Origin of the sequence: Microbulbifer agarilyticus (genome assembly GCF_020171345.1) — a bacterium.
In the GTDB taxonomy this organism is placed as follows: Bacteria; Pseudomonadota; Gammaproteobacteria; order Pseudomonadales; family Cellvibrionaceae; genus Microbulbifer; species Microbulbifer agarilyticus_D.
Genome location: NZ_JAIUZM010000001.1, coordinates 941,953 through 956,811 on the forward strand (window position 1 = coordinate 941,953; position 14,859 = coordinate 956,811).

Below are 14,859 nucleotides of genomic sequence, written 5' to 3' on the forward strand. Positions count from 1 at the left end.
TGGCAAAATACCGGCAATTATACCGCCTCAACCAGCGAACCGCCGCACGCGGCCAGTGCCAATTTCCCCAATAGCGACGAATGAGCAATACCCCCGACCCTCAGACCATGGCAGAACTCGCCACACAGATTCGCGTGTGGGGGCGGGAGCTGGGCTTCCAGCAGGTGGGGATTACCGATTGCCAGCTGGAAAAACACGGCGAGCGCCTGCAGCACTGGCTGGATGCGGGTTACAACGGCGATATGGAGTGGATGGGCGCCCATGGCGACAAGCGCTGGCGGCCGGACTTGCTCGAAGAGGGCACGCTACGGGTGATCAGCGTGCGCCTGGACTATTTGCCTCCGGATACCCAGCCGGTGCAGGTGCTGAAAGACCCCGGCAAGGCCTATGTTTCCCGCTACGCCAACGGCCGCGATTACCACAAGCTCATCCGCAAGCGACTGGCGCAACTGGCGCAACAGATCGACCGGTATTGTGAAGAGCGCGGTATCCCTACCCGGGGGCGCGCCTTTACCGACAGCGCGCCGGTAATGGAGCGGGCACTGGCGGAGAAAGCCGGGCTCGGCTGGATCGGTAAAAACTGCATGGTGATCAACAGCCAGGCCGGCAGCTGGTTTTTTCTCGGCGAGATTTACACCAATCTGCCACTACCGGTGGATGTAAGTGACGAGCCCAATCAATGCGGCGAGTGCACCGCCTGCCTCAAGGTGTGCCCCACCGATGCGTTTATCGATGCCTACACCCTGGACGCACGCCGCTGCATTTCCTATCTCACCATTGAAAACAAAGGCCCGATCCCCGAGGAATTGCGTGAACCCATGGGCAACCGGGTATTTGGTTGCGACGACTGCCAGATCATCTGCCCCTGGAACAAGTTCGCCAAACCCACCGCGGAACAGGACTTTCACCCGCGCCACGGCCTCGACAGTGGCGAACTGACAGACCTGTTTCGCTGGACGGAACAAGAATTCCTGAAAAAGACCGAGGGATCGGCGATTCGCCGCATTGGATTTGAACGCTGGCAGCGCAACCTGGCGGTAGCGCTGGGAAATGCCGATGCCACCCCGGAAGTGATCACCGTACTCGAAGAGCAACTCGACTCAGCGACGCCGCTGGTGGCCGAGCACATCCAGTGGGCACTAGCGCGCTTGCGCAGTGGACGGCGCAGGAAGCGTAAAATTAAACGCAGCTGAATCTGCGGCTGCATCAACTCATGCGAAAAAAGTGCTCGCGATAGTGCTTCAACTCGTTGATGGAGTCGTGGATATCGTCCATGGCCAGGTGCGACGAGGTCTTCTTCACCCCATCCAGCACATCCGGGCGCCAGCGTCGCGCCAGCTCCTTCACCGAACTCACGTCCAGATTCCGGTAGTGGAAGTACTGCTCCAGTAGCGGCATATACTTCACTAGAAAGCGTCGATCCTGGCCGATGGAATTGCCACACATGGGCGAGGCACCCTCGGGTACCCAGTGACGGAGGAATTCGATGGTTTCCCGCTCCGCCTGGTGTTCACTGATACTGGAATCCTTGACCCGGGCCACCAGCCCGGAACCGCCGTGCTGCTCGGTATTCCAGTCGTCCATGGCCGCCAGCAGCGCATCGCTCTGGTGAATCGCCATGGCCGGCCCTTCTGCCAGCACGTTCAGGCGCGAATCCGTCACCACGGTGGCGATTTCAATGATGCGCTCTTTCTCCGGATCCAGGCCGGTCATTTCCAGATCGATCCAGATCAGATTATTCTGATCCACAATAGTCTCCTTAACTGCCGCGTCCCGCGGCCAGTTGCCATTAAATTGGACGATAGCGAGGAAGGTACCGCAACCACCTAGCGATGCAAGTTATAATCCGCCGCTTTCCACAACCCGAGTCCTCATGAGCAAACGCAAACTCAACCGCCGCCAGCAGTGGCGCATCGCCAAGATCCAGCAGGAGCGGGAGGCCCGCGCGCGCAAACGCGAGGAAAACCTGGATCAGGCGGCGGAAGAAGGCGACCTGGGCCCAGAGCAGACCGGAATGGTCATCGCCAACTATGGCTCGCAAGTATTGGTGGAGAGCGCAACCAACAGCCAGCTGCGACAGCGTTGCCATGTGCGCGCCAATATCGACACCCTTGTCACCGGTGACAAGGTCGCCTGGAACCCGGCTACCGGTGATGCCACCGGCGGCCTCGGCGTGGTCGGCGCACGCCTGCCGCGCCACTCGGAATTACAGCGCCCGGACCGCTACGGCGACATGAAAACCGTGGCGGCCAATATTGACCGCATCCTGATCGTCATCGCGCCCTATCCGGAACCTTTTGCCAACGCCATCGATCGCTATCTGGTAGCGGCCGAGACCACCGGTATTCAGCCTCTATTGCTGCTCAACAAGATAGACCTGATCGACGACAGCAACCGGGAACACCTAGAAGACCTGCTCCAGCCCTATCCAGACCTGGGCTATCCGGTACTGAAACTCTCTACCAAAACCGGCGAGGGACTCGACAAGCTACTGGAAACACTGGTCGAGGGCACCAGCGTGTTCGTCGGCCAATCCGGGGTGGGCAAATCCTCACTAATCAATGGCCTGCTCCCCAGCGCCGATGCCCGCACCGGCGCCCTCTCAGAAGCCACCGGCAAGGGCACCCACACCACTACCGCCGCGGAACTGTTTCACCTGCCCACCGGTGGCGATCTGATAGACTCCCCCGGCATTAGAGAGTTCGGCATCTGGCACATGAGCGAACAAGCGCTGCTGGAAGGTTACGTGGAATTTCGCCCGTTTATCGGCCACTGCCGCTTCCGTGATTGCCGCCACCAGAGCGAACCCGGCTGCGCCATTCAGGAAGCGCTCGAGCGTGGCGACATCAGCCAGCGCCGCATGGACAGCTTCCTGCACCTGCGCAACAGCTTGGAAAATGACTGAAACTAACTGGCCGTCGACAACCTACTGCCCACAACAAGGAAAGCAACAAGGAACCCTGCGTGAGTGACATCCCACTGATTCTGGAACCGGAACAACTGGCTTCGCTGCTCGAGCACGAAGAGATCCGCGTGATCGATCTGAGTAGTCCGCAAAACTACCTCGCCGGCCACATTCCCGGCGCACTCGGTCTGCCGTTTCAGGCCCTGATGGCCGGCACCCCCCCGGCACCGGGCAAGCTGCCGTCAATCGAGCGCCTCACCCAGGTTATGCAGGCCATCGGCCTCACGCCGGATACCCACATCGTTGCCTGCGATGACGAAGGCGGCGGCTGGGCGGGTCGACTGCTGTGGACACTCGAAGTCATCGGACACACAAAATACAGTTATTTAAATGGCGGCATGACCGCATGGAAAAATGCCGGCCTGCCACTGACAACGGAAGATGTCGCTGTCACCCCCAGCAGAATCGATGTCAGTATCGCCGACGACGCCCCCATGCTTGACGCGGAACAAATCCAGCAGCGTCTCGGTCAACACGACCTGCAAATCTGGGACGCCCGCTCCCCTCTGGAATACAGCGGCGAGCGTATGGTGGCCATGCGCGGTGGCCACATTCCCGGCGCAATCAATTGCGAATGGACACAACTGATGGATCCGCAGCGCGACCTGCGTATTCGCGAAGACGCCAAAGAATTTCTCGCGGCGCTGGGTATCGATGGCAGCAAAGAAATTGCCACCCACTGCCAGAGCCATCACCGTTCAGCGTTTACCTGGCTGGTAGGAAAATCCCTTGGATTGCCGATCAAAGCCTACCCCGGCTCGTGGAGTGAGTGGGGCAACCTGTCGGATACGCCGATAGACACGTGAGCTAAGGCTCTAAAGCCCTAATTAAAAAAACCAACGATCAGAAGCGAAGGCCCGGCACCCGGACGCCACAGAATCACAACCAACGGGATCAAAAAATCCAAATGCACCCGAAATTATTCATCTTCCTGCAGTACATCACTCCCCAGCACCTGCTCTCGAGAGCCGCCGGCTGGCTGGCAGAAACCCGCATCGGCGGTATTAAAAACCCGTTCACCAAGTGGTTCGTGGAAAAGTACAAAGTCGATATGAGCGAGGCACTGGAAGAAGATTACACGGCGTACACCTGTTTCAACGACTTCTTCACCCGCGCCCTGAAAGAAGGCGCACGCCCCATCGCAGAGGGTGAGAAAACCATCGTCGGCTGTGCCGATGGCGCCATCAGCCAATTGGGTGAAATCCACAACGGCAGAATTTTCCAGGCCAAAGGTCAGGACTACAGCCTGCTCGAACTGGTCGGTGGCGACCCCGAGGTTGCCGCACAATTTACCGGCGGAAAATTCGCGACCGTATACCTCTCCCCCAAGGATTATCACCGCGTTCATATGCCCCTGGACGGCGTACTGCAGCGCATGATCTACGTGCCCGGCGAACTGTTCTCGGTAAACACCACCACTGCCGAAAACGTTCCGCGCCTGTTCGCGCGCAATGAGCGCCTGGTCTGCATCTTTGAAACCGCCGCCGGCCCCATGGCCATGGTCCTTGTAGGCGCCATGATTGTCGCCGCCATCGAAACTGTCTGGGCAGGCCAGGTCGCCCCTATTAAGCGTCAGGTCCGCACCACCCGTTACGATGAACAAAAGCCGATCGCGCTGAAAAAAGGTGAGGAAATGGGCCGATTCAAACTCGGCTCAACCGTGATTCTGCTGTTTGGCGCGGACAAGGTGAACTGGCTCGAAAGCCTCGCAGCGGAGACCCCGGTAAAAATGGGCGAGCATTTCGGAGACCTGATTTAATACCGCAACCAACATACCCTCTGTGCCCGAGTTTATCCGCAGCAACCCCAAGCTCGCTTTTTTTGCGCTGGTGGCGGTGGCGGCCTCTGGCTTCGGGCAGACATTTTTTATCGCCATTTTTGGCGGTGCCCTGCGCGCTGAGTTCAACCTGAGCAACGGTTTGTACGGCGCAGGCTACAGCGCCGCCACCCTCCTCGCCGCGTTGGTACTACTGGGCGCCGGCACCCTGATTGATCACTGGCCACTGAGACGCGTGGCCATACTCGGCACCCTGCTCTTGACCGCTGGATGCCTGGTGATGGGATTTGCACACAGCGCCTGGATGCTGTTACTGGGATTTTTCCTGCTGCGGTTTGCCGGCCAAGGGTTTATGACCCATATGGGAATGACTACCGCCGGCCGCTACTTCACCGAAAACCGGGGAAAAGTGATTGCGCTGGCCGCGCTGGGCTTCCCAATCGCCGAAGCACTGCTCCCCACCACGGGTTCACTGATTATCGAGCAGCAAGGATGGCGCAGCGTCTGGCGGCTCTCCGCTGGCGTGTTAATACTTGGCGTTTTGCCGGCCTTGTACTGGTTGGCGGGGCATGCCGGTAAACAAGATGCACAGTTGACCGAGGCAAATCATCACAACAATAACCACTATACGCGTGCGCAAGTGCTTCGTGATCGCGGGTTCTACTGCCTGCTTCCCGCGGCGGTAATGACCCCGTTTGTAGTAACCGCGATACTTTTTCATCAAGGTGCCATCGCCGACGAACGCGGATGGTCTCTTTCGGTATTGGCAGGCGCTTTTGCGGGCTATGCCGGTGGGCACCTGCTCGCATTGTTTTTTGCGGGCAGTATCGTGGATCGGATCGGTGCGCAGCGAAGTCTGCCAATCGCCCTGCTACCCATGTTCACGGCATTGCTGCTACTCGCATTTAGCAATGCATGGTGGGTACCTTACGTTTACTTAACCTTGATTGGTATCGGCCAGGCTGGAACGGGTACTGCAAGCAGTGCGCTATGGCCGGAGCGATACGGCACCACGCATCTCGGCGCCATACGCTCCGTTTCTCAGGCAAGCATGGTGCTTTCCACCGCGGTATCACCACTGCTGATAGGGCTTCTGCTGGATCAGGGAGTGAGCGTCACGGGTATTTCGCTGCTACTTGGAGCTGTCGTGTTGTTTGCGAGCCTACTGACACTGACAGCTTCGCTCACACCACAACAAACAACCGCACAGGGCGGCTAAATACCGCAATACTCTGCTTAAGGAGAAACAGCGGGATTAACGGTTGAGCAGGAAGAGAGAGAGGAAGCCCGGTAAGCGCGGCTGACTCAGATACTGATCACGAACCTTTGCCACATTGATCCCCGGATGCCGGCTTGGGTCCATATCCTGGGTGATGGTGATCAGGCCAGCGTCGGTGAGAGACTTCTTGCCTCGTTTGATCAGGGCTTGCTTGCGGTCATCGTCGACCGCCATATCGAAAACACGGGGTTTTTCCAGCAGCCGCCGCTTGGTATCGGTAACCAGCATGACCTTGGGCTTCAGGCGGCGCTGATGATTTTGCTCCACGACAACCGCCAACTCACCAGTGGAGAGCTCTACCTGGGTACCCGTGGGATACAGGCCAATGGACTGAATAAACTCCACCACCAGCTGCTCCTGGAAGGCCGCATTGCGCAACTCATACAGCTGCGCCACTGCATTTGAGGGTGGCACCGGGAATTCTGCACCGCGTGGATTAGTGGCCTCATCGTAAAAAGTGACGATGCCACACATGCGGGCCAGTACCGGAATCTGGCCACCGCGCAGTCCCTTCGGGTATCCACTCCCGTCAAACTGCTCCCGATGACAGCGGACAATATTCAGCACCTGGGGGTCCACATTCGGGTCACTGGACAATAACCGCACGCTGTAATCGACAAACTTGCGATATTCCAGCTCCTCGCGCGGGCTGCGCTTTTCCGCGGACACTATCTGTTGCGAGAGGTATAGCTTACCGACATCTTTCAACAGGGTGGCGACACCGAGGTGTACCAAGTCATGTCGGCGCAGGCCGATGTGACGGCCGAATACCACCGCCCAGATACTGGCGCGCACGGAATGACTATAGGAATGCTCATCTTTTGCCCGTACGCGCGCCAGCCAGGAGAAGGCGTCGGGGCTGCGCAGCACGCTATCGACCATCTGGGAAATAGTCTGGGTCACCTGCGTGGTGGGCAGGGGCTGGCCGGACTCAAGCTGCACCATCACCTGGTACATGCCCTGGACCATTCGCTGGTGCAACTTGCGCGCCTTGCCCGCTTCTTTTCGCGCGGGCTCAGGCGTAGGGTAACTGTTGTGTGTAACCTGGACCGGCTTGCAATTGATGGCCACAGGAATACGCCGGCTAGCCGACTTGCCGCGCTTCTCTCTGGCGGCACTTTCGGCCGCAGTGCGGGTAAGCTTGCGCAGCTTTACGCCCACATCGCCGACGGTTTTTGCAACATCCACGTAAACGAAGCGGCAAAACTTCTGCAGCTGGCGGATTTCGTCCAGATCGCGGATATAAAACCCTTGCAAGGCAAACGGTGTGCGCGTCCACGGGCGATCCAGGCGAGACACAAACATGCCCCGCTGCAAGTCCTCAACGAATACTTTCGCCTGTTGAATTTCCACTAGATAACTGCCGCGTTAACCGTTTTGGTGTAATTGTTCGTTCTATTATTTTTATGCACAACCGGCGCCCAATCAGGCCTGATCTTGGGGGAACAGGCCAAGCAAACAGATTGTCACATAGGCCCACCCACAGGCAGCCCTCTAATTTGTGATAAATATCACAAAATTGACCATGAACGCCAGTCCTGAGGGATCCAGTTAATCAAAAAGCCGCCATGTTGGCGCTTTTTTCTCGTTGGAACCCAAAAACTAGGCTCGCGGCCAAATTAACGCCACTTGGCCGCGATACACGTCAATCGTGATACTGCGGGGAAAGCTCCACCACCGCATCAAACATTGCCCCGGCATGCGCCGGGTCCACCTTGGGCGTTACGCCATGGCCAAGGTTGAAAATATGCCCGCTGCCACGACCATAACTAGCCAGGATGGACGCGACCTCTTCGCGAATACGCTCAGGTTTGGCCAGCAGGATAGACGGGTCCATATTGCCCTGCAGAGCCACCTTGCCACCCACACGCGCCCTGGCTTGGGCAATATCGGTGGTCCAGTCCAACCCAAGTGCATCGGCGCCGGTATCGGCCATTGCCTCCAGCCACTGGCCACCACCTTTGGTGAACAAAATCACTGGCACCTGACGACCATCCGCCTCCTTGATCAATCCCTGCACAATTCGCGCCATATAAGCGAGGGAGAACTCCCGATAGGCACTGTGGCTGAGCGCGCCGCCCCAGGTGTCAAAGATCTGTACCGCCTGGGCGCCCGCGCGAATCTGCGCATTCAGGTAATCAATCACGGAATCCGCCAGCACCGTCAGTAGCTGGTGCATATCCTCCGGGCGGTTGTAGAGCATCTCTTTGGCGCGGGCAAAATCGCGGCTGGAACCACCTTCAATCATGTAGGTAGCCAGGGTCCAGGGGCTGCCGGAAAAGCCAATCAGCGGCACGCGGCCGTTCAGCTCGCGGCGGATGGTGGTCACCGCGTTGGTCACGTAATCCAGGTCCTTCGCCGTGTTTACCACGTCGAGCGCCGCGATATCCGCACTGCTGCGGACAGGCTTCTTGAATTTAGGCCCTTCACCCTCTTCAAAATACAAGCCCAGCCCCATGGCGTCGGGAATGGTGAGAATATCGGAAAACAGAATCGCCGCATCCAGTGGGTAGCGCTCCAGCGGCTGCAAGGTCACTTCACAGGCCAGTTCGGTATTGCGGCACAGATCCATAAAGGTGCCAGCTTGGGCACGGGTGGCGCGGTATTCTGGTAAATAACGACCGGCCTGGCGCATCATCCACATGGGTGTGCGGTCTACAGGCTGGCGCAGAAGGGCACGGAGGAAGCGATCGTTTTGAAGGGGGGCGAACTGATTGTCAGACATGAGGGCAACGGCTGAATAAATGGGCGGCCATTGTACTCTCGGGGTGAGATTTAGGACAGGGAGTCCAATGACGGAGCAAAGAGTTTATGCAGAAGTAGCGCCGAGAAGCGGTGCCGCCAGATTTCTATCTGGCGGCACCCTGTACAGGCATCACAGATACGCGATCAGACTTCGAGGAAGTCCAGGATACCCTCGGCAGCCTGGCGGCCTTCCCAGATAGCGGTTACCACCAGGTCGGAGCCGCGTACCATATCGCCACCGGCAAACACCTTCTCATTGGAAGTCTGGAATTTGTATTCCTGCTTCTCCGGGGCAACCACGCCACCCCAGTCGGCCACTTCGATATTGTGATCACCAAACCACTCGGCCGGGCTTGGACGGAAGCCGAAGGCAACCAGCACGATGTCCGCCGGAATAATTTCCTCGGAACCGGGCACCACTTCCGGGCGGCGACGTCCGTTTTCATCGGGCTCGCCCAACTGGGTGGTGACAACTTTGACACCCTCAACCTTGCCATCACCGACAATACCCACGGGCTGGCGATTGAACAGGAAGTTAACCCCCTCTTCTTTCGCGTTGGCCACTTCGCGGCGGGAGCCCGGCATATTCTCTTCATCACGGCGGTAGGCACAGGTCACCCGCTGGGCGCCCTGACGAATTGAGGTGCGGTTACAGTCCATGGCGGTATCACCACCACCGAGCACCACCACGCGCTGACCTTCCACGGAAATATAGTCCTCCGCGTTCTTCTCCCAGCCCATGTTGCGATTCACGTTGGAAATCAGAAACGGCAGCGCGTCGTACACGCCAGGCAGGTCTTCACCAGGGAAGCCACCCTTCATGTAGTTGTAGGTACCCATGCCCAGGAATACGGCGTCGTAATCCGACATCAACTGGTCAAAGGTAATGTCCTTACCGATTTCAGTTTCCAGGCAGAATTCCACACCCATCTCGGTAAAGATGGCGCGACGCTGCTGCATCACGGACTTTTCCAGCTTGAATTCGGGGATACCGAAAGTCAGCAGGCCACCGATTTCCGGGTGCTTGTCGAATACCACTGGCTGTACACCATTGCGCACTAACACGTCGGCGCAGGCGAGGCCCGCGGGGCCAGCACCGACGATCGCCACACGCTTGTCGGTTTTCTTCACCGCACTCATGTTCGGGCGCCAGCCCAGTGCAAACGCGGTATCGGTAATGTATTTTTCCGCATTGCCGATAGTGACCGCTCCAAAGCCATCGTTCAGGGTGCAAGCCCCTTCACACAGGCGGTCCTGTGGGCACACGCGACCACACACTTCCGGCAGGGAGTTGGTCTGGTGACTCAACTCCGCCGCTTCCATAATGTTGCCTTCACTGATCAGACGCAGCCAGTTCGGAATATAGTTGTGCACCGGGCACTTCCACTCACAGTAGGGGTTACCGCAATCCAGGCAGCGGTGCGCCTGGTTGGCTACCTGCTTCTCGGTGAAAGGCTGGTAGATTTCCACAAACTGGTTGGTGCGGGTGATGATGTCTTTCTTGGCGGGGTCCACTCGGCCCACGTCGATAAACTGAAAATCGTTGTTTAGACGCTCTGACATAAGTAAATCTCCCCCTTATTCGCCGCGCTTGCGCACATCGGACAGCAGTCCGGCGAGGCTGGCCGCCTTCGGCTTCACCAACCAGAATTTGTTGAGGTAATCGTCGAAGTTGTCCAGCAACTCCTCACCCCAGGCACTGCCGGTCTCGGCCACGAACTCTTCGATCACTTCGCGCAGGTGACTCTGGTATTCCTCCAGTGCCTCACTGCTAATACGGCGCAGCTCAATCAACTCGTGGTTGCACTTGTCGAAGAAATCGCGATCCATATCCAGTACATAGGCAAAACCACCGGTCATACCTGCACCGAAGTTCACCCCGGTTTTCCCCAGCACCGCAACCATACCGCCGGTCATATACTCACAGCAGTGATCGCCGGCACCTTCGACCACGGCGTAGGCACCGGAGTTACGCACACCGAAGCGCTCACCGGCGCAACCGGACGCGAACAGCTTGCCGCCCGTGGCGCCGTACAGGCAGGTGTTACCAACAATGCTGGTTTCCTGCGAGGCGAATTCACTGCCTTGCGGCGGACGGATAACCAGCTTACCGCCGGCCATACCTTTACCAACATAATCGTTGGCGTCGCCTTCGAGATACATCTCCAGGCCACCGGCATTCCACACACCGAAGGACTGACCGGCAACGCCGGTAAGACGCAACTTGATGGGCGCATCCGCCATGCCTTGGTTGCCGTGACGCTTGGCAATTTCCCCGGACAGGCGCGCACCAATGGAGCGGTCGCAGTTGGTAAGCTCAAAACTGAACTCACCCCCGGCGAGGTTCTCAATCGCCGGCAAGGTCTCTTTCACCATGCGCTCCGCCAGCAGGCCCTTGTCCCAAGGCTCATTCTTGGCCAGCTGACAGGTCTGCGGCTTGCTGTCGAGCAGCTCGTCGGTGTGCAACAGTGGCGACAGGTCCAGGGTCTTCTGCTTGCTGGTTTCGCCATCCAGGGTTTCCAGCAGGTCCACGCGGCCTACCAGTTCATCCATGCTGCGCACACCCAGGCTCGCCATCCACTCGCGAGTTTCCTCGGCCACGAACTTGAAGAAGTTCATCGCCATGTCCACGGTGCCGATGTAGTGCTCGTCACGCAGCTCTTTGTTCTGAGTGGCGACACCAGTGGCACAGTTGTTCAGGTGGCAGATACGCAGGTACTTACAGCCCAGCGCGACCATCGGCGCGGTACCAAAGCCAAAGCTCTCGGCACCCAGAATCGCCGCCTTGATCACATCGAGACCGGATTTCAGGCCACCGTCGGTTTGTACACGCACGTTGCCGCGCAGGTCATTGGCACGCAGGGTCTGGTGTGTTTCTGCCAGGCCCAGCTCCCACGGGGAACCGGCGTAACGAATGGAGGTAATCGGGCTCGCCGCGGTACCGCCGTCGTAGCCGGAAATGGTAATCAGATCCGCATAGGCTTTGGCCACACCGGCGGCAATGGTGCCGACGCCGGGGCGCGATACCAGTTTCACCGACACCAGCGCATCCGGGTTGACCTGCTTGAGGTCGTAAATCAGCTGCGCCAGATCCTCAATCGAATAGATATCGTGGTGCGGCGGCGGCGAAATGAGAGTCACACCAGGCACCGAGTAGCGCAAACGCGCGATCAACTGGTTCACCTTGCCGCCAGGCAGCTGGCCACCCTCACCGGGCTTGGCGCCCTGGGCCACCTTGATCTGCAGTACTTCGGCATTCACCAGATAGTGCGGGGTGACCCCGAAACGACCGGAGGCAATCTGCTTGATCTTGGATACCTTGTCGGTACCGAAACGCGCCGGGTCCTCACCACCCTCACCACTGTTGGAGCGGCCACCCAGGCGGTTCATCGCCTGCGCCAGAGCTTCGTGCGCCTCAGGAGACAGCGCGCCGAGGGACATGGCTGCGGAATCGAAACGGCGCAGAATGCTTTCCGCAGGCTCTACCTCTTCCAGTGGAACCGGCTGCACATCTTTTTTCAGACCCAGCAGGTCACGCAGGGTGGCAACCGGGCGCTGGTTGATCAGCGTGGCGTAATCACGCCAGGCGCCGTAATCGCCAGTGCGCACTGCTTGCTGCAACGCCTGCACCACGTCCGGGTTAAACGCGTGGTATTCCTCACCGTAGACAAATTTGTGCAGGCCACCGGGAGAAACCTTCTTGCGCGGCTTCCACGCCAGCTGGGCACGGGCGTGCATGTCATCTTCCAGCTCGGCAAAGCCTGCACCCAGTACCCGTGCCGGGGCTTCCGGGAAGCACAGGTCGATCACTTCCTGGGACAAACCCACCAGCTCGTACAGCAGGGCGCCGCGATAAGAGGCAATGGTGGAGATACCCATCTTCGACAGGATCTTCAGCAGGCCTTTGCAGATACCGGTACGGTAATGCTTCTGCGCGGTAGCCGCGTCCAGCAGCAGCTCACCGGTTTCGATCAGGTGATTGATGATGCTGTAAGAGAAGTACGGGTGCACCGCGGTCGCGCCAACGCCAATCAGGCACGCCAGCTGGTGCGAATCGCGCGCAGTGGCAGTATCGACAACGATATTGGAGTCACAGCGCAGGCCGGCGTGCACCAGATGGTGATGCACGGCACCGGTGGCCATCAGTGCATCGATCGGCAGCTTGCCTTCTTCGATGTCGCGATCAGACAGCACCACAATTACGGTACCGTCTTCGCGCACGGAGTCTGCCACTTCGCGACACAGTTTTTCGATCGCACTCTTCAGATCCAACTGCGCGGGATCGTAATTCAGGTCGAACACCTTTGCGGTGAACTCTTCGCGCCCCAGATCCAGCAGCGCGGTGTACTTCATGTGCGAAAGCACTGGCGAGGACAGGATCACGCGGTCCGCGTGTTCGATGGTTTCCTCGAACACGGATTTTTCACGGCCCAGGCAGGTTTCCAGGGACATGACGATGGTTTCCCGCAGCGGATCGATCGGCGGGTTAGTGACCTGCGCAAACTGCTGTCGGAAATAATCGTACAGGCAGCGGTTACCCTCGGACAGCACCGCCATGGGCGTATCGTCACCCATGGAACCGACCGCTTCCTGACCGGATTCCGCCAGCGGACGGATCACCTGATCGCGCTCTTCCAACGATGAACTGAACAGCTTCTGGTAAACCTTGAACTGATCCAGGGAGAAATTGTTATCCACCGGCGCCGTCACCAGGGTGGAGCGGATGCGACGGGCTTTTTCCTTCAGCCACTTCTTGTACGGGTGCGCTTTTTTCAGCTCACCATCCACCTCACCGGTGTGGCGCAGCTCACCCTTCAAGGTATCCACAGACAGAATCTGGCCAGGTCCGAGGCGCCCCTTGGCCACCACGTCGGCAGGATCGTACTGGTAAGTACCCACTTCCGAGGCAACGGTGATGAAGTCGTCCTTGGTGATCACCCAGCGTGACGGGCGCAAGCCATTGCGGTCCAGGGTACATACCGCGTAGCGGCCGTCAGTCAGCACCAGGCCGGCCGGGCCGTCCCAGGGCTCCATATGCATGGAGTTGTATTCGTAGAAAGCGCGCAGATCAGAATCCATGGTGTCGACGTTCTGCCACGCTGGTGGCACCAGCATGCGAATTGCGCGATGCATATCGATGCCGCCCACGGTCAACAGTTCCAGCATATTGTCGAGGCTGGAGGAGTCGGAGCCAACGCGGTTTACCAGCGGTGTCAGCTCGGACAGCTCCGGCACCAGCTCAGTGATGAACTTGTTGGTGCGTGCCACTGACCAGTTACGGTTGCCGGTAATGGTGTTGATTTCACCGTTGTGCGCGAGCATGCGGAACGGCTGCGCCAGCGGCCAACGCGGCATGGTGTTGGTGGAAAAGCGCTGATGGAATACGCAAATCGCGGTTTCCAGTTGGGGATCGGCCAAATCCGGGAAGAATTTGGGCAGATCCGCGGGCATCATCAGCCCCTTGTATGAGAGCACCGCGGTGGACAGGCTACCTATATAGGTATCCTGGGTAAGTTGCTGCTCAGCCTTGCGGCGGGCGACAAACAGTCGCGCATTGAACTGCTGCTGTTCCAACGCTTCTTCCGCGTTGTTGATCAACAGGTGCTCGAAGCGCGGCAGGGATTCGCGGGCAATGGGCCCCAGGCATTCTTCATCGGTCGGCACTACACGCCAGCCCGCCACCTGCAAACCTTGCTCTTGCAGGGCGCGCTCGAGAATTTGACGCGCACTGGCGGCCTCAGCCTCATCAAGGGGCAACATGATGGAGCCGACCGCGTACAGGTCAGTCAGGTCCTGACCAAGCTCCGCGTTGGCCACGGCGCGCAAAAAGCTGTCTGGCTTCTGCAGCAACAGACCACAGCCATCGCCGGTTTTGCCATCGGCGGCAATGCCTCCGCGGTGAGTCATACAGGTCAGCGACTCAATCGCTGTCTGCAATAACTTGTGGCTGGTTTGGCCCCTCAGGTGGGCGATCAGTCCAAAGCCACAGTTATCTTTGAACTCATCCAATCGATACAGACCGCTACCCATAGAATTCCTCAAAGTGTTATCGCTACCCCGTGGGTGGTGAACGCACTGCATCGGCGCAGTGAC

10 protein-coding genes are annotated in these 14,859 nt (G+C 58.6%); 5 read left to right on the forward strand and 5 right to left on the reverse strand.

Features of this window, described 5'->3' with window-relative positions:
• Positions 1 to 80 precede the first annotated feature (80 nt).
• Positions 81 to 1,193 (forward strand): tRNA epoxyqueuosine(34) reductase QueG, encoded by a 1,113-nt coding sequence (queG, locus tag LCM31_RS03825; RefSeq protein ID WP_224867702.1) that lies wholly within the window; start codon positions 81 to 83, stop codon positions 1,191 to 1,193.
• Positions 1,194 to 1,206: 13 nt separating this feature from the next.
• Here the strand turns inward: queG and orn are convergent, their stop codons facing one another.
• The gene (orn, locus tag LCM31_RS03830; protein ID WP_224867703.1) at positions 1,207 to 1,749 is read right to left on the reverse strand and encodes an oligoribonuclease; all 543 of its coding nucleotides are present in this window, start codon (positions 1,747 to 1,749) and stop codon (positions 1,207 to 1,209) included.
• Between the two features lie 124 nt (positions 1,750 to 1,873).
• Here orn and rsgA point away from each other — a divergent pair, with 124 nt between their 5' ends.
• The 4 genes from rsgA to LCM31_RS03850 all read left to right on the forward strand — a co-directional run bounded on the left by rsgA (position 1,874) and on the right by LCM31_RS03850 (position 5,961).
• On the forward strand, positions 1,874 to 2,905 hold the full coding sequence (rsgA, locus tag LCM31_RS03835) for a small ribosomal subunit biogenesis GTPase RsgA (protein WP_224867705.1): 1,032 nt from the start codon (positions 1,874 to 1,876) through the stop codon (positions 2,903 to 2,905).
• Positions 2,906 to 2,964: 59 nt separating this feature from the next.
• A complete protein-coding gene (locus LCM31_RS03840; protein WP_224867707.1) occupies positions 2,965 to 3,771 on the forward strand; it encodes a sulfurtransferase in 807 nt (268 codons plus the stop codon).
• 101 nt (positions 3,772 to 3,872) lie between these two features.
• On the forward strand, positions 3,873 to 4,724 hold the full coding sequence (gene asd, locus LCM31_RS03845; RefSeq protein WP_224867709.1) for an archaetidylserine decarboxylase: 852 nt from the start codon (positions 3,873 to 3,875) through the stop codon (positions 4,722 to 4,724).
• A 22-nt stretch (positions 4,725 to 4,746) separates the two neighbouring features.
• The gene (locus LCM31_RS03850) at positions 4,747 to 5,961 is read left to right on the forward strand and encodes an MFS transporter (RefSeq protein ID WP_224867711.1); all 1,215 of its coding nucleotides are present in this window, start codon (positions 4,747 to 4,749) and stop codon (positions 5,959 to 5,961) included.
• A 36-nt stretch (positions 5,962 to 5,997) separates the two neighbouring features.
• Here the strand turns inward: LCM31_RS03850 and LCM31_RS03855 are convergent, their stop codons facing one another.
• From LCM31_RS03855 to gltB, 4 genes are all read right to left on the reverse strand, one after another.
• Positions 5,998 to 7,374, reverse strand: a complete 1,377-nt coding sequence (locus LCM31_RS03855) for an HD-GYP domain-containing protein (RefSeq protein WP_224867713.1) — start codon at positions 7,372 to 7,374, stop codon at positions 5,998 to 6,000.
• 292 nt (positions 7,375 to 7,666) lie between these two features.
• Positions 7,667 to 8,746, reverse strand: a complete 1,080-nt coding sequence (hemE, locus tag LCM31_RS03860) for a uroporphyrinogen decarboxylase (RefSeq protein ID WP_224867715.1) — start codon at positions 8,744 to 8,746, stop codon at positions 7,667 to 7,669.
• 164 nt (positions 8,747 to 8,910) lie between these two features.
• Positions 8,911 to 10,329 (reverse strand): FAD-dependent oxidoreductase, encoded by a 1,419-nt coding sequence (locus LCM31_RS03865; protein ID WP_224867717.1) that lies wholly within the window; start codon positions 10,327 to 10,329, stop codon positions 8,911 to 8,913.
• A gap of 15 nt (positions 10,330 to 10,344) precedes the next feature.
• Positions 10,345 to 14,796 (reverse strand): glutamate synthase large subunit, encoded by a 4,452-nt coding sequence (gltB, locus tag LCM31_RS03870; protein ID WP_224867719.1) that lies wholly within the window; start codon positions 14,794 to 14,796, stop codon positions 10,345 to 10,347.
• Positions 14,797 to 14,859: the final 63 nt, after the last annotated feature.

Coding starts and splice junctions, on each gene's coding strand:
- LCM31_RS03865 (WP_224867717.1), bottom strand. CDS start 10,329: ATGTCAGAGCGTCTAAACAACGATTTTCAGTTTATCGACGTGGGCCGA.
- queG (WP_224867702.1), top strand. CDS start 81: ATGAGCAATACCCCCGACCCTCAGACCATGGCAGAACTCGCCACACAG.
- asd (WP_224867709.1), top strand. CDS start 3,873: ATGCACCCGAAATTATTCATCTTCCTGCAGTACATCACTCCCCAGCAC.
- rsgA (WP_224867705.1), top strand. CDS start 1,874: ATGAGCAAACGCAAACTCAACCGCCGCCAGCAGTGGCGCATCGCCAAG.
- gltB (WP_224867719.1), bottom strand. CDS start 14,796: ATGGGTAGCGGTCTGTATCGATTGGATGAGTTCAAAGATAACTGTGGC.
- hemE (WP_224867715.1), bottom strand. CDS start 8,746: ATGTCTGACAATCAGTTCGCCCCCCTTCAAAACGATCGCTTCCTCCGT.